At 38.7% G+C, this 19,110-nt stretch carries 17 protein-coding genes; 8 read left to right on the top strand and 9 right to left on the bottom strand.

Going from position 1 to position 19,110, the window contains the following annotated elements:
• The first annotated feature begins 167 nt into the window (after positions 1 to 167).
• The 4 genes from cobG to cobJ are packed head-to-tail and all read left to right on the top strand — an operon-like array spanning position 168 to position 4,458.
• Positions 168 to 1,643 carry a precorrin-3B synthase gene (cobG, locus tag AC559H_RS14430; protein WP_237745612.1) on the top strand — a complete coding sequence of 492 codons (1,476 nt, stop codon included), beginning with the start codon at positions 168 to 170 and terminating at the stop codon, positions 1,641 to 1,643.
• Positions 1,644 to 1,667: 24 nt separating this feature from the next.
• Entirely contained in the window at positions 1,668 to 2,297 is a 630-nt protein-coding gene (locus tag AC559H_RS14425; protein ID WP_036833638.1) for a precorrin-8X methylmutase, read from the top strand.
• Complete coding sequence (gene cobI, locus AC559H_RS14420; protein WP_026795824.1) at positions 2,294 to 2,998, top strand: precorrin-2 C(20)-methyltransferase; 705 nt, start codon at positions 2,294 to 2,296, stop codon at positions 2,996 to 2,998. The genes AC559H_RS14425 and cobI overlap by 4 nt, the downstream gene beginning before the upstream one ends.
• A complete protein-coding gene (gene cobJ / locus AC559H_RS14415) occupies positions 2,995 to 4,458 on the top strand; it encodes a precorrin-3B C(17)-methyltransferase (protein WP_026795823.1) in 1,464 nt (487 codons plus the stop codon). Before cobI ends, cobJ begins: the two co-directional genes overlap by 4 nt.
• An 83-nt stretch (positions 4,459 to 4,541) precedes the next feature.
• Here cobJ and AC559H_RS14410 read toward each other — a convergent pair whose 3' ends face one another.
• On the bottom strand, positions 4,542 to 5,141 hold the full coding sequence (locus tag AC559H_RS14410) for a chorismate lyase (RefSeq protein WP_227351486.1): 600 nt from the start codon (positions 5,139 to 5,141) through the stop codon (positions 4,542 to 4,544).
• Positions 5,142 to 5,231: 90 nt separating this feature from the next.
• Between AC559H_RS14410 and rnhA the strand changes: the two genes are divergently transcribed.
• Both rnhA and AC559H_RS14400 read left to right on the top strand, forming a co-directional pair.
• On the top strand, positions 5,232 to 5,714 hold the full coding sequence (rnhA, locus tag AC559H_RS14405; protein WP_026795822.1) for a ribonuclease HI: 483 nt from the start codon (positions 5,232 to 5,234) through the stop codon (positions 5,712 to 5,714).
• A gap of 99 nt (positions 5,715 to 5,813) precedes the next feature.
• A complete protein-coding gene (locus AC559H_RS14400) occupies positions 5,814 to 6,356 on the top strand; it encodes a Uma2 family endonuclease (RefSeq protein WP_026795821.1) in 543 nt (180 codons plus the stop codon).
• A 309-nt stretch (positions 6,357 to 6,665) separates the two neighbouring features.
• On the opposite strand, the gene AC559H_RS14395 is transcribed toward AC559H_RS14400, so the two are convergent.
• From AC559H_RS14395 to bchH, 3 genes are all read right to left on the bottom strand, one after another.
• A complete protein-coding gene (locus tag AC559H_RS14395; RefSeq protein ID WP_036833641.1) occupies positions 6,666 to 6,899 on the bottom strand; it encodes a DUF7219 family protein in 234 nt (77 codons plus the stop codon).
• Positions 6,900 to 7,061: 162 nt separating this feature from the next.
• Positions 7,062 to 7,403, bottom strand: a complete 342-nt coding sequence (locus AC559H_RS14390; protein ID WP_026795819.1) for an ArsR/SmtB family transcription factor — start codon at positions 7,401 to 7,403, stop codon at positions 7,062 to 7,064.
• A gap of 140 nt (positions 7,404 to 7,543) precedes the next feature.
• A complete protein-coding gene (gene bchH, locus AC559H_RS14385; RefSeq protein WP_026795818.1) occupies positions 7,544 to 11,215 on the bottom strand; it encodes a magnesium chelatase subunit H in 3,672 nt (1,223 codons plus the stop codon).
• 71 nt (positions 11,216 to 11,286) lie between these two features.
• Here bchH and AC559H_RS14380 point away from each other — a divergent pair, with 71 nt between their 5' ends.
• Positions 11,287 to 11,892 carry a ribonuclease HII gene (locus AC559H_RS14380; RefSeq protein WP_036833643.1) on the top strand — a complete coding sequence of 202 codons (606 nt, stop codon included), beginning with the start codon at positions 11,287 to 11,289 and terminating at the stop codon, positions 11,890 to 11,892.
• Between the two features lie 2 nt (positions 11,893 to 11,894).
• Here AC559H_RS14380 and AC559H_RS14375 read toward each other — a convergent pair whose 3' ends face one another.
• Positions 11,895 to 12,863, bottom strand: a complete 969-nt coding sequence (locus AC559H_RS14375; RefSeq protein WP_026795817.1) for a DUF4351 domain-containing protein — start codon at positions 12,861 to 12,863, stop codon at positions 11,895 to 11,897.
• An 18-nt stretch (positions 12,864 to 12,881) separates the two neighbouring features.
• On the bottom strand, positions 12,882 to 13,466 hold the full coding sequence (locus tag AC559H_RS14370; protein WP_026795816.1) for a DUF1997 domain-containing protein: 585 nt from the start codon (positions 13,464 to 13,466) through the stop codon (positions 12,882 to 12,884).
• Between the two features lie 218 nt (positions 13,467 to 13,684).
• Between AC559H_RS14370 and pheA the strand changes: the two genes are divergently transcribed.
• The gene (gene pheA, locus AC559H_RS14365) at positions 13,685 to 14,527 is read left to right on the top strand and encodes a prephenate dehydratase (RefSeq protein WP_026785578.1); all 843 of its coding nucleotides are present in this window, start codon (positions 13,685 to 13,687) and stop codon (positions 14,525 to 14,527) included.
• Between the two features lie 168 nt (positions 14,528 to 14,695).
• Here the strand turns inward: pheA and AC559H_RS14360 are convergent, their stop codons facing one another.
• The 3 genes from AC559H_RS14360 to AC559H_RS14350 form a co-directional block, all read right to left on the bottom strand.
• Positions 14,696 to 15,733, bottom strand: a complete 1,038-nt coding sequence (locus tag AC559H_RS14360; RefSeq protein ID WP_148292276.1) for a hypothetical protein — start codon at positions 15,731 to 15,733, stop codon at positions 14,696 to 14,698.
• 321 nt (positions 15,734 to 16,054) lie between these two features.
• Positions 16,055 to 17,068: a S66 peptidase family protein gene (locus AC559H_RS14355; protein ID WP_193372578.1), complete on the bottom strand. Its 1,014-nt coding sequence runs from the start codon at positions 17,066 to 17,068 to the stop codon at positions 16,055 to 16,057.
• Positions 17,069 to 17,189: 121 nt separating this feature from the next.
• Entirely contained in the window at positions 17,190 to 19,019 is a 1,830-nt protein-coding gene (locus AC559H_RS14350; RefSeq protein WP_026795814.1) for a CBS domain-containing protein, read from the bottom strand.
• Positions 19,020 to 19,110: the final 91 nt, after the last annotated feature.

The raw sequence follows: 19,110 nt of genomic DNA, 5'->3' as shown, positions 1-19,110 counted from the left end.
GTTGTTGGGAAAGTCCGGTGAGATTCCGTTACTGTGCCGCAACTGTAATCAAGGAAAAAATAATTGGATTTTACCTTTTTAGCTTTTCTCTTGCGAGTCAGAATGCCAATTTCAAGCGGTTCAAGATTGGATAGAAATACGGTTTTCAAGTAATAGCAAAAAAAACCTTGTTTCTAACTAATTCTCTGCGTCGCATGGAGAAAAAAATAATTGTGAATTGGTTAGTTAAAGCAAATGTTTGTCCGGGGTTATTTTATGGGACTCCCGCCCAAGATGGGTTTTTAATTCGCATCCGCACCCCCGGGGGATGGCTGAATGCTCAACAGGGAGAATTAATCGCCCAATTACTCAAAGCATGGGGAAGTGAAACCCTACAAGTCACAAATCGAGGTAATTTGCAAATTCGGGGGGTACAAACTTCGCCTAGTTTGGAAGTATTTCAGACCTTACAAAACCTCGGGTTAGCCGCATCTGATCCTCGAATAGATCATCTGCGGAATATTATGGCTAGTCCCACCGCCGGAATTGATAGTCAAGAATTAATTGATACTCGTCCATTGGTTCAAAAATTAGATTATTTTATTCAAAATCATCCCTCAATTATTGAACTTAGTCCTAAATTTAGTATTGGCATTGATGGCGGGGGAAAAGTAGGAATTGGAACTCGCTCACCGATAGCTTGGGAACACCGTTATAATGAAATTCAACTCTTAGCAATTGCTATTGATGATCCTATAAATTCAACCTCCGATCTTTACTTCCAGTTAGCCCTCGGCGGTGATAAAAATTTATCTCATACTTCAATATTAATTAAGCCAGAAAACTGTTTATCTGTGGTGGCTGCGCTGGTTAAAGTTTATATTGATTATGTTCAACAAAATCCATCACAAACGGGTAAAAAGCCCCGGATGAAACACTTACTTAAAGATTGGGGTGTAGAAAAGTATCTCGAAGCAGTTAAGGCTGAGTTAGAGTATCCTTTAGAGCAAATTTTTGATCCAGAAAAGACGGTTTTAAAAACTTTAAATCCCTTACCCAGCCAACCCTATGCCCATTTAGGAATTCATCCCCAAAAACAAGCCGGATTATCCTATCTGGGTTTATCCTTGAAATTAGGAAAATTGAGTGCTGATCAACTCTTGGAATTAGTAGAAATATCGGAAACTTTTGGGAGTGGTCAGTTACGTTTAACTCCTTGGCAGACTATTTTAATTCCCGATATTCCCAATCAAAAAATACCCGAATTATTACCCAAACTCGCCTCATTCGGATTATCGAATTGTTTAGTCGATGCGGGAATTGTTGCCTGTGCGGGCAAACCTGGATGTGCGGCGGCTGCAACTGAAACTCAAATCCATGCTTTAATATTAGCAGATGATCTCAAGGAACAGTTAACGCTGAATTCCCCCGTGAATATTCATTTGACCGGTTGTGATAAATTATGCGCCCAACCGAGTCCGGCAGAAATTACACTTTTAGGAACAATAATTGAACAAAATGGCAAAAAAGTTGAGGGTTATCAAGTTTATATTGGCAAGGGTCAAGACTCGTTAAACTATCAAGTTGGTGAGGGAAAACTGGTTGATATTCTTCCATTAATTAAAAAAGTTTGTGTTGATATCAATAAAACTAAACCAGAATAATTTTTTAAATATCAAACAATTAATATGCTGGACTATTTGCGAAATGGTGATGATATTTATAGAAAATCCTTTGCGATGATTCGCGCTGAAACTCCCTTAGAAAATCTATCGGAGGATTTAGCTCATGTAGCGGTACGTTTAATTCATTCCTGTGGAATGACCGATATTGTTCAGGATTTAGAAGCCTCATCCAATGCGGTAAAAATCGGACGGGATGCCCTTACAAAAGGTGCTAAAATTCTTTGTGATTCTCAGATGGTTGCGAATGGGATTACCCGCAAGAGATTACCTCAAAATAACTCAATTATTTGCACCCTGAATCACCCAGAGGTTCCTGAAATAGCCCGTCAAATTAATAATACCAGATCAGCCGCGGCTTTGGAATTATGGCGACCGGATTTGGCCGGGGCTGTAGTTGCCATTGGGAATGCCCCAACTGCCTTATTTCACTTACTAGAATTACTAGATTTGGGCATAGCAAAACCCGCCCTAATTTTAGGTTTTCCCGTGGGGTTTGTAGGGGCAGAAGAATCAAAAGCCGAATTAGCAGCCCATAGTCGCGGTGTTCCCTTTATCACCCTGCACGGGAGGCGGGGGGGAAGTGCGATCGCAGCAGCAGCAGTCAACGCCTTAGCAAAGGAAAACGAATTATGAGCCCATTAGGACGACTTTATGGATTGGGTATTGGCCCCGGAGATCCCGAATTACTCACCCTCAAGGCCCACCGGATACTAACCACTGTCCCGGTAATTGCCTATCCGACCTTAGAAAATGGCAAGGTTTTGGCCAGGGCGATCGTGGCCGATTTTATTCGCCCCGATCAGATTGAAATTCCCATGCCCCTGCCCTTCAGTGTGGAGCGCAGTTCCCAACCCTATTATGATATCGCGGCCGAAAAGATTGCCGAACAGTTGAGTTTGGGGCGAGATGTGGCGGTGCTCTGTGTGGGCGATCCGATGCTGTATGGCAGTTTTATGTATATCTTGAATCGCCTAGCTGGGCGGTTTGCGATTGAAGTTGTCCCCGGAATTTCTTCGGTGATGGCCAGCGCAGCTATGTTGGGCGTGCCGATCACCTATCGAAATGATGTTTTTAGTATTATGCCTGGGACATTGGAAGCGGAAATATTGCGCGATCGCCTTTCCCAAGTTGATGCCGCGGCTATTATTAAATTAGGCCGACATTTTGCGAAAGTTCGGGATATTTTGGCGGAATTAGGATTATTAAATCGCGCCCTTTATATCGAAAGAGCTACTTTACCAAATCAGAAAATTATTCCGATTACTGAAGTTGATCCTGAAGCCGTCACCTATTGGTCATTAATTTTAGTTCCGAGTACCACCCAACCGCAATGAAACCACCCGCTATTATTATTCTAACAGAAACCAGCATAAAAGTTGCTCGGAAAATTCAAGAGAGCATCGGTTCAGGGATGATTTATGGTTTAATTAATCGTACCCAATCGGCGGATTTAACCTATAATAATTTTGGGGAAACGGTACGACAATTCTACCAAACTGGAACACCGATAATTGGAGTTTGTGCGGCGGGAATATTGATTCGGACAATTGCTCCTTTATTAATTAATAAAAATACCGAACCTCCGGTATTAGCGATCGCGGAAGATGGTAGTGCTGTAGTCCCTTTATTGGGCGGTTTACAAGGTGTTAATGATTTAGCTCGTCAAATTGCGATCGCGCTGCAAATTTCCCCTGCAATTACCACCAGTGGCGAGATTAGATTTAAAACCACATTATTATCTCCCCCGGCGGGTTATCAATTAGTTAATCCCGATGATGCTAAAACTTTTATTTCCGATTTGTTAGCGGGGGAAACAGTAAAATTAATTGGTGAAGCCGACTGGTTAGAAAATAGTCAGTTACCCTTTTCAGCCGAGGGAAAATTAACTATTGAGATTCGAGATCATAATAATTTAGAATTAGCAAAACCGAGTTTAAATTGTTTGGTTTATCTCTTGGATCAGGGCAACTCAAAGGATTTCTACCGAACTACCCTAGGGGAAGAAAGCCCTATTTCCCCGCCAGAAACCGGGCTAAATCCTGGCAAGTTAGCGATTGTGGGAACGGGGCCGGGTGCAGCCCGTTGGATGTCTCCAGAAGTGCGAGAGGTGCTGGAAACCGCAACGGATTGGGTGGGTTATAAAACCTATTTAGATTTAGTAGAATCCCTACGGAAACCGGAAATTATTCGCCATGAATCGGATAATCGGGTGGAATTAGATCGGGCGGAAATAGCTTTAGATTTAGCCTCCGGTGGTGCGTCGGTGGTGTTAGTTTCTTCCGGTGATCCGGGGATTTATGCTATGGCATCGGCGGTGTTTGAGGTATTAGAAAAAAAGGCAAAACCGGAATGGGAAAACCTAGATATTCAGGTATGTCCTGGGATTTCAGCTATGCAAGCGGCGGCCGCCAGTGTGGGAGCCCCGTTAGGCCATGATTTTTGTGCGATTTCCTTATCTGATATTCTCAAATCTTGGGAAACAATTGCTGGGCGAATTGAGTTGGCGGCAAAAGCGGATTTAGCGATCGCATTTTATAACCCAGTTTCTAAGGATCGGACTTGGCAACTTTCCCAGGCTAAAGAGATTTTATTAAAGTGGCGATCGCCCCAAACCCCTATTATTTTAGCCCATAATTTAGGACGCAAAGGGCAGACCGTAACGATCAAATTCCTAGCAGAATTAACCGTTGAAGATGCCGATATGCGAACGGTAATTTTAATCGGATCGAGTAAAACTCGAATTATTCAGCAAGGAGATAAAAAACAATGGGTTTATACCCCGCGTCACTATTAGAAAATAGGTTTTTTAATCTGGTTCAAGGATAAACTTATTTTTTCGAGAAAACCTTATCGCTATTCTGAGGAAATAAAGAATATTTAAACCTCTCCGGTTTTTCCTAAATATTGAGTTAAATAGGGAGAAAAGACTTCATAAATTAGGGTTAAGGGTTTGCCATGATGCCAGAATAAATAATGACGTCCCCAAAACGGCCCCGATTCTCCAAAGGCTAATTCTAAGGCTTTGCTATCCCCATAATAAATTCCTTGCACATCTCGATACAGTTCCGTTCGCAACCTTGCCAAACTTGCCCAAATAGGTAAAGACCGATTTTGTAAATATTCATCAACATGACTGGCTTCCCACCAGGATGTCGCGTAGGCTAACCGTTGTCCTGATGCGGTTCTTAACCAGACTTGACGGCGGACACGGGGGCCAGGAACGGCTAAAATCTGTTCTGGGGCGTTATCCGTACTCAGACCAATGGCTGACATATCAATCACATCGACCTCTGTGGGTTCCCCAGTTAATAATTGTAGATGTCGAGTTGGAGAACCATCCCCTAGCATTAAAATTTGCCAGGGGGGAGACAGTTGACTATGGGGTAGTCCTTGTTTCACAATGGCTTCATCCCCCTGCCACTGACACCTAAGACGATGCCAAGCAGTTGGTTGAGTAACGGGTTCGAGTTTTCTAATACTGGCAGTCAAGGGTATGCAACAAAACTTAACGTCATTTGTCTATGATAGCGCAACGGGTGTCAGGTATCAGGTTTTGAGTATGGGATTATGAACGACAATTTAAAAAAAGTTACAATTTATACCGATGGAGCTTGTAGTGGGAATCCAGGGCCAGGAGGATATGGCGTGGTGTTGATGTTTGGCCCTCACCGCAAGGAATTATCAGGGGGATATCAACTTACTACTAATAATCGCATGGAATTAATCGCGGCTATTATAGGATTAGAAGCCTTAAAGTTTCCTTGTGCTGTTAATTTATATACGGATTCTCGCTATTTAGTTGATGCCATGAATAAAGGATGGGCGAAGAAATGGCAGAAAAATAATTGGCAACGTAGTCAAAAAGAATCGGCTAAAAATCCTGATTTGTGGGAAAGATTACTCACTATATCCGAACAACATCAAGTTCAATTTCTTTGGGTTAAAGGTCATTCGGGAGATGAAGAAAATGAATGTTGCGATCGCTTGGCTGTCAAGGCTTCACATCAACCGGATTTACTCCCAGATTTGGGTTATTCCCAAGAGAATTAATTTCGTTAATTTAGATTGAATTAGATCGGGATAGGATGACATTATATCCAGATTTGATATAATAATATTTGTCAGTCCTGCAAAGGCGAATCAATGAATATGGCGATCGCAACTTTAACCGAAACAGAAACCTTTTCCCTAGAAGATTTTATGGCGAATCCCCCCGAACATCAAGAGTGGGTGGACGGACAACTACTGGAGACAACCGGAATGACAATCAAACATAGTAGGATTCAATCGAGATTAGACTTTTACTGGAGAAATTATATCAATGAGTCGGGACAGGGAGGAGAAACAATGGTTGAACTTCCCTGTCGCACCTTAAAACAAGGGCGACGTCCTGATGTTTCCTATCTCACGCCAGAATTACTGACAGAATTTGGGGAGTTTCCCACATTACCCCAAAGTCCTCCACTCCTAGCTGAAATTGCTTCTCCCAGTGATGCGGCGGAGGATTTATTTGCTAAAGCTAGTGAATATTTAGAGTCCGGTTGTCGAGAAGTGTGGTTGGTTTTTCCTGAGAATCATCGCATTTTAATTATTACTGAAAATCAAACCTTGGCGTTTAAAGCTGGTGATATTATTAATACACAAATTGTTTTATTAGGATTTAGGATTACTATTGATGAATTATTTGGTTAGTTGAGCTATAATGTTTCTTGTCCACAAACTTAAGGTTCGTTTATTACTAGCCTCCTCCAGAAAGGGATTACATTACCAGAGGAATACAGTACAGTTTTAACCGAAACTGAAACCTTTTCCCTAGAAGATTTTATGGCGAATCCCCCCGAGCATCAAGAGTGGGTGGATGGACAATTGGTGGAGAAAACCGGAATGACGATTAAACATATTGTTTTACAAAAATAGAAATAACTCTGCCAAAATCCAGCCTAAAAATAAAGGGTACAGTTTATCTGCGCCCTTTATTTTAGTGATTCTATATTCAGACTATTATCCGGCTTTTTTGTCAATTCCCAAATGTTGTTTGCTCTCTCGAAGTTTTTCCCACAAGGTTTCGATTTGTACATAAGATTCTTCTGGTGAAAGTTTTCCCCCGGTTTGCAAGCCAACAATAAAGTCTACCTTTTGAGCAAATTCCTGCAAATTAGCATTAAACAGGATATTCTCAGGTTTGCCATTGCCCCGATAACGAGAGCCAGAATAAAAGGAACTTAGGTTGGTCATCAGTTTCAGACTCCAATTTACATGATTGTTTATTTTTACATAGAATGCCAAATTCTGAATCGGCTAATAAAGTATATCTTGATACTTTAATTATAGCCCGATCAATTCCATCCAGTATTTGTTAAAAAGAATACAATTCTATTAACAAGTATACAACCTCTCTTAATCACAATCCTGATGAGAGGTTAAAATGGGACTCGAATGGTGATAGTTGGCTAAATAGGCTTCCAGAACTCCAAACTGGCTGAGGTTTAGACGATAGTAAATCCAACGTCCCTCTTGCCGACTTTCCAATAATCCGGCTTCCTTCAAAATTTTTAAGTGAAAAGATAGCTTAGACTGATTGACGGCTAACTGTTCGCAAAGTTCACAAACACATAACTCTTTTTCTCGTAACAGATTGATGACCTGCAAACGCAGGGGGTCAGATAGGGCATGAAACCCAGCCAGAAAGGTTTTGACGGCAGTAACCGCAGAAATCTCTATTACATCGTTTGCCACCATCAAAGCTCTCCTAAATCGAGGTTAATAGATCTAGCTTATCATTTTATTTTTGTGATCTGTAAAGGGCAAACCAAAATTTATTTTATTTAAAAAAACAAAGTAAACACAAAGGTACTAAGACACTAAGAAAGGAATAAAGATTAAAGTGTTACTCCTTCTAAGTCTGCTTCTGTTAACTCATACAAAGATTTTAATTTCTCTAAAGTTTCAGTATCGGTTTGCCAAAATCCCCGACCATTCGCTTCTAACATTCGACCGACAATATTGCGAAAGGCTTCCGGGTTGGCTTGTCTTAATTGGGTTGCCATTTTTTCATCTAAAGCATAGGTTTTAGATGCTTGATCATAAACCCAATTTTCTTGGAAATTTGTTGTTCCTCCCCAACCTATTAATGCTGTCATTCGTTGAGAAATTTCATAGGCCCCACCACTTCCTTGATTCACCATTGCTGCTGCCCATTTTGGGTTTAATAATTTAGTCCGATATTCAATTCTTAATAGGTCTTCTAACTGTCGGGGAGTGGTATCTTTAGAAAAACTTTCGATAAAACTGGCTTTCACTTTTTGACCTTTTTGTTTTTCTGCCGCCCGTTTTAATCCGCCCGTATTGGCATAATATTCTTGAATATCGGTTAATCCATATTCTACGGAATCAATTTCTTGAACAATATTATCCATTGTTTTTAATAATTGTGTCATCACTTCCGGTCTAGCTTTTCCTTGATCTTTGCGTCCATAACTAAATACATTTCTTCCTTTCCAAGTGTCTGCTAATTCGTCTCCTGATTCCCAATTACCATCAACAATTTGATCATTAACTAATGATCCAAAATCCCCCGATGGGTTGGAAAATAAACGGGCGGATGGGTTTTCTACTCCTTGCGATCGCAACTTCAAAGCGTGTTTTCTAATAAAGTTTTGCTCCTCGGATTCTTCCGCATCAGCCGCCCGCACAAATAAATCATCTAATAATTCGATAATATTAGCAAAACTATCTCTAAAAATTCCTGATAAATTTGCTAATATATCAATTCGAGGATGTCCGACCTGTTCTAAAGGTTGTAATTCATAACGCACAATTCGCCCGGTTCCTTCTTTAATTGGTTCGGCTCCCACTAATTCTAAGATAATTCCTAACGACTCTCCACGGGTTTTAATTGCATCTAAACCCCATAACATTACCGCAACAGTTTCAGGATAATTACCTGTTTCTGCTAACTGTTGATTGATGATTTTTTGAGCAATTTCTTTTCCTCTCAAATAGGCCGCCGCCGATGGCATTCGATAGGGATCTAAGGCATGAATATTGCGTCCGGTGGGCAGAACTCCTGGCCCATCTCTGAGTAAATCCCCGCCCGGTGCTGGAGGAATATATTCCCCGTTTAATCCTCTTAATAAATTGGTTAATTCATCGGATGTTTGTAATAATAAGTCTCGAATTTGAGTTTCAGTTTCCGAGGTTAAATCATTCATTGATTCGGTGGAATAAGCATTCAAATAAGTAGTTAATTCTTCTTCGGTTGGGTTCTCGCCAAAGGTATGTAATCCCGATGAAAATAAACGCTGTTCTAGGACTTGTAAATAATCATAAATTTTGATAAAATAGTTATAGAGAACTTCCACACTAAATAATCGAGCATTTTCGGTTGTAAAGGCAATGCCTAATTTTTTTCCCTCCTGAAAGGGACAATCTACCTCTAAACCCATATCAACAATTTGCTGACTAATTGATTCTTGAAGGGTAGAATTTTTCTTCGGATCTTCTCGATATTCGGCAATTAATTCCCGTAGAGATACTAATTGTTTATACAGTCCAGCCCGACCATAAGGAGGTACATTATAGGAAATTAACACCCCATAACCTCGACGTTTTGCTAACATTGATTCCGAGGGGTTATTAGCTGCATAAAGATACAAATTTGGTAAGTTTCCTAATAAAATATCTGACCAAGAATAGCCCGTATTTCCTAATGGTGATCCGGGCAACCATTCTACCGTGCCGTGCATCCCAAAATGAACAATAGCATCGGCTTGAAATTCCTTTTGTAACCATTGATAAAAAGCCACATATTGGGGATGGGGGGTTAAATCTCGTTCAAACATTAACCGCATCGGATCACCGGATAACCCTAAAGGCGGTTGCACTCCTACCCAAATATTTCCTAATTGAATTCCACCAATATGATAATCCTCTCCAAAGGTTTTAATTCCTGTTTCTGTTAAGGATTTCCATTGTTTTTTAATCCGACTTCGTTGTAAATAGCCTAACCATTTCTCTAATTTATTGACATTAACTTGATTAGAAATAACAGAATTTTCTGCAAAAATAAAGTTCTGTTGAGCTTCTAATTTTTCATCGGCTATTTTAACTTTTTGAATTAATATATCTCCCGTTTCTGGTAGCTCTCCAACGGTGTATCCTTGGGCTTGTACGGCTTGTAAAACCTTTAATAAACTCTGGGGTACATTTAATAAAGCGGCGGTTCCTGTGGCTCCATATCCGGGGGGAAATCCATATAAAATAATTGCAATTTTTCGCTTTTCTGGCGGTGTTTGTCGCAGTTGAATCCAACTTTTTACCCGTCCGGTTAAACGTTTAACTCGTTCAGGAATTAAATAAATATCTTCTCCAACTAAACCCCCTAAAGGTACGGTATCAATAGCACCATCGAGTTCAGGTAAAGCATATAAAACTACACTTTGTAAACCGCCAATTCCTTGACGAGTCCATGATAATAAATCTTGAATTAATAAAGGTGCAGCGATAAAATAGGGAATATTTTTTATCGTTAAAATTTGTTTGGCAATTTCCACTTGTCGTCCGGCTTCCATCGATCCGGCTGGCCCTCCAACTAAAGGAAATCCAATGGTAGAAACAATCGCATCAACAGTTACAGCCTCTTTTGATAGGGATAGGGTTTGAATATTTCCCTGTTGTCTGTTGTTAAATTCATCCGTTGTTGTGATCCAATCTCTAACAGCTACATGACCTTCAACGCCATTAATAAAAATCGGTAAAGGGATTAAATTTTCCTGTTGAAAATAATGAATTAATTGGGGGATATAAGTTTGTTTAGTAATAACGTGCTTACGATAGAGTAATATTCCCACAACGCGATTATTAACTGCATTAGGATATTGGGTTTTATACCAATCTAAATAGGCTTTTGGTGATTCAAAATAACCGTTATAATCGGGGTGTAATAATCCCATGTTAGGGGTTTCTAGTGGAGGGGGAATTTCGCCAACGGTTAACCCTAAATAATTAGTAGCAATTGTCCAAAACATTGCTGCGACATTTTCTGTACCTCCCGCATTCCAATACCCATAAATAATTAACCAGTTACGGAGGTCTTGAACTTTTTGAACGGGGATAAATTTTAATAATTTTGGCCCAGTTTTCAGAAAACTAATATAACCAGCAAGTTTATCTTCTTCTTTCCCACTAGAAAATTTACTCAGAATAAATTGTACAGGTTTGGGCATTCCTTTCGGTTTATCCCCAATTTTAAAGCCTCCAATTTTGGTTAAACTCATTAATTCTAAAGCTGATTCAAAAACCAAACGAATGGGAATATTTTGTACTCTTTCTCGTAACCATAATACTTGATCATAATCAAATACTAAACTGGCAAAAAATACATCTGCATTTTCTAGGGCGGTGGCGAGGATATCCGGTTGATTTGAAATAGCGCGATCGCTAAATACACAAATCTCTAATTCTGGACAACGAGCGCTGGCTAACTTTGCTGCTGTACGATATAACTCAGCATTAAAAGACTCAAACCCAGCAATTAAAACAATTTTTTTCATAAACTCTATTTTTAAAATATTGGTTTTCATCTATTATGTATAATTATATAGCAATTCTAAATTAAACTTAAATGACAGAATATCAGACTCCAACTTGTATTGTAATTGCGGGAGTGGATGAAGTGGGTCGGGGTGCTTTATTTGGCCCTGTGGTAGCGGCGGCGGTGATTTTGTCGGAGGATAGTATTGCTCAATTAACCAGCGCTGGAGTTAAAGATAGTAAAAAATTAACTCCAGGGGTTCGTTCTCGGTTAGCGATTGAAATTAAAGCGATCGCAATTGATTGTAAAATCGGTTGGGCGACCGTTAAAGAAATTGATCGCTTGAATATTTTACAAGCCACATTATTAGCGATGAAACGAGCAATTATCAGGTTAAATCCTGAACCAGAACTCTGTTTAATTGACGGAAATCAAAAGATTCCAAAACTATTAATTCCGCAACAAACTATTATTAAAGGAGATAGTACATCTATTGCAATTGCAGCCGCTAGTATTGTCGCAAAAGTTTGGCGAGATGAATTAATCACCCGTTTAGCTAAAAAATATCCTGAATATGATTTAAAACAAAACAAAGGTTACGGAACCGCAAAACACCGTCAAGCGATACAAGAGTATGGTATTACTTACCAACATCGTCAATCTTTCAGGTGTTGTCAATTATCCTTACCTTTATAAAATTAGGAACAATTTTCAGCTAACCAATTTAACAAATCTGACTCCATTTCAAAATCTAATAATGCTTCTCCTAGTTCCTCAACTAATTCAATCGGAAGACTGCGGATTTGTTCTTGAATTTCGTGGTTAATTGTTCCTAAACGACGATTTAGTAAACGCAAAATAAATGTTATTTCTCGTTGCAAACCCTGTTCAATTCCCTGTTCAATTCCCTGTTCAATTCCTTGCTCAATTCCCTGTTCCATCCAACTTGTAACAATTTCCATAAATCTTTCCTCCTGAATTAGTCCTAAGCGATTTAGTTCTTCGGTAAAAACGACTTTTTCGCTAGAATTTAAGCGTAAATATGAGTCAATAAACCCCGAAATTAATTGATTTCTAGCTGGATCTAACCGTAATGTTACTAACAAGCGTAAACACTCCGCTTTAACTTGGGGTCGATCCTGGGGTTCTATTTTCATTTTAGCCATTAATGCAGCCGCCACTGGATTTTGCTGACGTAAAAAATCTCGCCAGTTTAAACGATTTAGTTGGATCGCTGCATAACTAAATTCTAATACCTTCCGGTCGGGAAATTCAACTTGATAGTTATTGGGTTCCAGACGTTGGGGGGTATCGAAAGAAAAGAGTGCGATCGGATAAACCGGAAGTGCATATTTTTCATCTAGTCTAGCAAAATAATGGAACATCCGCCGGGCAAAATCCGCTTGAGCGTAGGATTGAGTTTCGGTATGGATGAGGAAAAAACTTTCTTGTTCTCGAAACCGAACTTTTGCTAATAGATCGACCTCTCGACGATTCCCCGATGTAATATCAATAAATACCTCTTGGGGTAAAAAGGTAATAGAGGATTGATCAATATAGGGAATCAGATCGGGAAAAAATAACTCTAAAAATTCCCAAAAAAACGTCGAAATTAACTCTTTAAATAATCGATCATGTTCAATTACCCGTTCTAAATTTTCAGTCATTTTAATCTAATTTAACCCCTAACATTCAGCACTGGAAACCTGAATAACAGATGGCGTTTGTGGAACTAAAACCCCTAATTGTTCCGCAGACCAATGGGCATAATCCGATAATAAATTATGAACTAATCGGTGTCTAACGGTCATTAACACACTTTTTAATAGTCCGTTTCCGGTTGTTTCTAAAATTGGTTGCGGTGTTAACCATAAGGGCGGGGGAAGTTCGACTTTAACTTTTAAATCAGCTTGACCTTTTAAATGGGTAATTCCTTGCAATTCAACCGGATATAATTTTCCAACTAAATCTAGTGAAAACCGTTGATTAATATATTCAATTCCGCGAATTTCACACCCGACAGATTTTAAGTTGAGAGTACCATCGGAATGTATCCATAGTTTCAAGTCTACCGTTGGTTGTAAACTAAACATCATAAACTGCAAAGGACGCATTTTTAAGCGGTAAATATCCTCTGTTAAGGCATCTAAACGGGTCGGATCAACTATTGCTTTAACCAAGCGTTTCGGTTGACGCAGATAATGGTGAATTAAAGTTGGCTCCGGTACAGCCATTTCAACGGTTTGGGAGGCTTGAAAGTGGGTATACATATAGAAAGTTATAAAAGTCTACTAATTTTGACTTATCTTAATATAATTTAAGAATTATTCAAACTATTTTCATCAATCAAGAGTCACCGATCAAGAATAATGACCTGTACTCCCTGAAAAATAGGTAGTCGCTTGATCATAAGGGTAACGTTGATGAGAATAATATAAATAATTGTAACGTCCCTTTCTATCCATTTATTATCTACGGAACTAAAATTATGACTGTTTCTATTGCCCATCTTGGCCCATCGGGGACTTATGCAGAAGCCGCCGCCTTAGCTTATGCTCAATATCTTACCCAAAAAACTGGGGAAGAAGCGATGTTATGCCCCTGTTCAAGTATTAGTCAAACTTTATGGACAGTTGCCAAAGGAGATGCAAATATTGGGGTAGTTCCTGTTGAAAATTCCATTGAGGGTAGTGTTACTATGACCCTAGATACATTATGGCAAATTGGCTGTCTTCAAATTCAACAGGCGTTAATTCTTCCGATTGCCCATGCGTTGATTTCTCAAGCTAAAGATTTTGCTAATATTCAAGTAGTTTATTCCCATCCTCAAGCCCTAGCTCAGTGTCAAGGATGGTTAGAAAAACATCTTTCTGATGTGCCATTAATTGCCAAAAATTCAACTACAGAAGCCTTACAATATGTCAGAGATGAATCCCATGCAGCCGCGATCGCATCTTTAAGAGCAGCAGAACTTTATCAATTACCTGTTCTTGCCCATCCTATTAATGATTATCCCGATAATTGTACCAAGTTTTTGGTAGTTAGTTTACAACCTTCAGGATCGGGAAAATATACATCTTTAGGCTTTAGTGTTCCGGCAAATGTTCCGGGTGCATTGGCAAAACCTTTAGCAATTTTTGCCGATAGGGGGATTAATTTAAGTCGAATTGAATCCCGTCCTAGCAAGCGCTCACTGGGAGATTATCTATTTTTTATGGATTTAGAAGCAGATAGTGATCAACCTTCCGTACAATTAGCTCTAGCTGAATTAAAAACCTTTACCGAAACCTTGAAAGTTTTTGGCAGTTACACCCTATTAAATCTGGATTAATTTTGATTCGGAAAATTGATCATCTTTTTCTGGTAATTATAGCAACCGCCAAGGCAGTTAGGACACCAGACGGATCTTAGAACCCAGACGGTGAAGTATTTCCCCCCAGATCCCTCCCCCTCTAGCCCCCCGTGCACGGGGGGTTTGGGGGCTGTTCCCTGTTCCCCGCTATACAGACTGTACTACTTGATCAGAAAATATTTCTGATAACACATGAAGATAGGGAGAAAAGACAGCAAAATTTTCAGGTAGTAACCGCTTTTCCAATTCATCTGACATGGCATCTAACATATCCTGAATTAATTTCCAACTGATATGGAGTCGAGGATATAAAATCACACACATGGGGAATAATTCCCGTTGTATGGGACGTAAACTATTCTCTAAGACACACCAACATAGATAAATCTGAAATAACTCAATATCACGGGTACTTGAGTATTGCAGGATATGATTTTTGAGATTCCCGCTAATACTGCGATAGCCAGGATTCAAATCCTGTACTTGACGGTAAACTTGATGGGCAATAGTTGTGAAGATGGGGAGTAATTGTTGAACTGCAATTAAAGCAGGAGAATCCGATAAATGTTTTCCAGCTAAATCATTAACTTCCCCTAGGGGAGAGTATAAATAATCCTCCAAAGTTTTGAAGTAAAGAAAGAAAACTGTTCTTTCTTTCATTGACATCCATTCTAACAACATTCGACCCATGTAGTGGAATTGCAACTGGACTAAAACCAACATTAAGGGTTCAATTTGGGAGTATTTTCGACGCAGTTTTACTGTCTCTTTCCCTAGAGAGACGGATAAACGGAAGGGGTATTCATATTGAGCAAAAACTTCTAAGGCTTGATGATATAAATTAGACACATCTTGAATCAGCGTATCTGTGTCCTGTAAATGCAGTTTATTCATGGGATAACGATTCCAGTCAATCCCTAAAATGGTTCCTACTTTGTTCCAAGCCAGGGTTCCTAATAGGCTTAGATTCTTCATTAAGTCTGCAACAGTCCTAGAACGATCTTGATCAAATTCGGTGACATCAACTTCATGATCTAAAAGGAAATGATTGGAAGTGCGGGGGCTATTAGCAGCAGCTTTGGCATAGTATTTCTGTGCCCATTGCACCGCCATCCGTGTCATTTCAGTTCTATCAACAGAATTAGGTAAGGATCTCTGTTGTTCTTGAGATTGGGAGAACATCATAAAAGTTTAGTTCCTTGGCAGCTAGGTTCATCAGAGGATTTAGGAATAGATTAGCAAAAGTAGAATTGTGATAATTGTAATTAACCCAATTCTACAGTTTCAAGTCTGTCCCAAGTGTAATCAACTTAACCGAAAATTTAAGCAAACTTTTATAAAGACTTTCTATACTTTTTTGAAAAATTTTAAATTTATTAAATTTTTGTTAAAATCTGGTATTTTCAGATACAAAACTCAGTATTCTTATCCAAGAAGTTTAACCTAAATTTAAGATAATTGTGTATTTCTAATTAGCTGTAACAATTAATACATTTTTGTTCTATATTATCGTGAAATTACAGCATTTTCTAGCATTAAAATTGTTCCTGGTTGCGTATCAATTTTTACTTCTATTCCTAAAGGAATAGTAAACTGATCTCGAATATGGCCGATCATCGAACCATACCAAGCCGGAATTCTTAACGGTTGAATTAAATCCGTTAATACCTGGGATAAGGTTAAAGATGGTTCATTTCCCTCGCCTTTAGTGCAGGCGGTACATTGACTAAAAATAAACCCGGAAATTTGATCTAAAATTCCGGCTAATTTCAAATGGGTTAACATTCGATCAACTCGGTAAATATCCTCGCCAATATCTTCTACAAATAGGATTTTATCCTGCCAATTGGGTAAATATTTAGAACCGACTAAAGCAGATAAAACCGATAAATTTCCTCCGATTAATCTCCCTTGGGCTTGACCCGGATAAATGGTTTCAACCCGAACACTGGCGGGATTTTGAAAGGTTACGGCTTGTCCTTCAAATAGGATTTTTTTCAGCCAACTTACCGAATAGGGATTCCAGAGGGAAGTTCCTAATAATCCATGAAATGTTACTAATCCGGTTTGACTATATAATCCTAATAATAAAGCGGTAATATCACTATAACCGAGAAAAATTTTAGGGTTTTTACGAATTAAATCATAATCTAATAAGGGTAAAATTCTACTACTTCCCCAACCGCCACCCGTAGCAATAATTCCCTTAATATTAGGGTCAGCAAACATTTGATTAATGTCTGATGCTCGTTGTTGATCGGTTCCGGCTAAATAGCCATATTCACTCATGACATGGGGAGCAACTTTAACGACAAGATCCTGTTGTCCTAATTGTAGTTGAATCCACTTTAAATGTTCTTTTAAAATAGGGCTGGCGGGAGTCACTAACCCCACCGTATCTCCTGGTTTTAAAGCAGGTGGTTTCAGTAACCTTTGAGCCGATGAAGATTGAGCAAAAACAGGAAACTGAGTGGCAATTCCTGTTAAAGTTAATCCAGTTAAAAAATCACGACGATTCATAATCAGTTATCAGTTGTCAGTTATCACATGACTTACGCATCACCGCTATCAATAGTAGGGGTAATTCATGAATTACCCCTACATTTAGGGTTTGTCTGTACTCGCTCAATAATAATTGAACTTAACAAGGAAATTCAATCATAAAAGTGGTAAGATTTTGGTTGCTTTCCACTTGAATTGTCCCGTTTAATTGTGCCACTAATTTTTGAACTAAAGCTAATCCTAACCCCGTTCCTCCCTGTTTCCATGGGTCAGCATTCGGAATCCGATAAAACTTCTCAAAGATTCGGGGAAGTTCTTGTTCTGGAATTTCGGCTGGGTTGCGAATCACAATTTGTAAGGGGTCAGAAATGGAGGGAGAAGGTAAAGAAATATTCTGTTTCTTTGTTTTACGCTTATTTTTAGCTGTTGAAGTTAATTCTAGCCAATTAGATACAGAACGATAATGGATTTTCAAGAAAATTTCTCCTCTATTGGGTGTATATTTACAGGCATTATTTAACAATTCGGCTAGAATTCTTTCTAAACTATTGGGGTTAGTTCTAATAGGTTGTAAATAGGGATAATACTCTACATTTAGAACCTGATTCCGTTCTTTGGTGCGAGAGTAAAAGGGATTAATAATATTAGGTAACCATTCTAATAAATCTAAATTTTCCAGGGGAATAGGTGTGGCGGAAGATTCTAAACGTTGCAAATCTAATAAATCATTAATTAAATTAGTTTCTCGCAGACATTCCGATTCTAATATTTCTAAATATTTTGGACTTCGCTCTGAGTTGGGGGCAATTTTTAACATATAAATCGCCATTTTCATATTTGCTAAAGGAGTACGAAGTTCATGAGAAACCGTACTCAAAAAATCATCTTTGAGAATATTTAACTGTTGCAGTTCTTTAACCTTAGACGTGCGTTCTTCAACTTGTTTTTCTAGTTCAGCATTCCGGCTTTTTAACAGTTCTAATTTTTCCGTTTGTAGTTGATGTACCGATTGCTGAAGTTGTTTAACTACCCGATACATTTCCGTCGGGTCAAGCATTCTTAATAAACTAACCTGTGTAATTATTCCTAATAACTCTCCTTCATCACCACAGACTACTAACCGTTGTACCTGTTGCTTTTGCATTTCTTGATGTGCCATCCATAAAGAATCATTAGTTTTTAAATAAAAGGATAAATTTTTCATTACTGTTATTGCAGTAATAACCTTTAAATCTAATTCTAAAAATTGCGCCTCCACAATATCCTGTTCTGTAACTAATCCAATGGGGGTTAATTTTTTCTCGGTTCCGGCTTGAAAAATAACTACATAACTCGCTTGATTAGCCGTCATCATTTGGGCTAAACTTAATACGGATGTTGTGACTGGAGCCGTAATCACTTGGGTAATCATTTCATCTCCGACTCGTCGTAATCTTAAAATATTAGCAGGTTGTAAAACCCGACAAATTCTTTCTGGAGTAATCACTCCTACCAATTGTCCCCGACTATCTAAAACAGGTAAATGTAGAATTTGATGTTGTCGAAATAAAGATAAAGCCGTAAAAACATCTTGATCATCAGATTCTGTTAAACTAACAGAAATAGGAGACATAATTTCAGCGACTCTGATTATATTGAGAGTTTTTTTTCTAGCAGGATCTAAAATTTCTGTTGCTATTAACTTAACAATATCTCGTTCAGTGATAATTCCTAAAACTGAAGCCGTGTGAGGTTGTTCATTGCGAAGTACAGTAATAATTTTTTCTGAATTTTGAGCAATGACTAAAACACAGCTTTCCGGGGATTCTTCCACTAAAGAACTACCGGAATTTAAAAGACAATGATTCTGAGATTGACCCAGTATTTTAATCACATCCGCTAAACAGGTTTCTGGTGTTACAATAAATGGATTCCGATCAATGGCTTGTTCTAAAGCAGATGAATAACGCACAGATTGGTAAAATTCCATAATAATACTCTAAAAAGGTTCGTGAGAAGATCAAATAGATTTTTTACTGTTAACAATCAGCAAGTCTGTAATTAGTTTAACTTAATTCAAC

This window comes from Planktothrix prolifica NIVA-CYA 540 (genome assembly GCF_963864145.1).
Classification (GTDB): domain Bacteria; phylum Cyanobacteriota; class Cyanobacteriia; order Cyanobacteriales; family Microcoleaceae; genus Planktothrix; species Planktothrix agardhii.
This window is presented reverse-complemented; position numbering and strand designations above follow the sequence as displayed.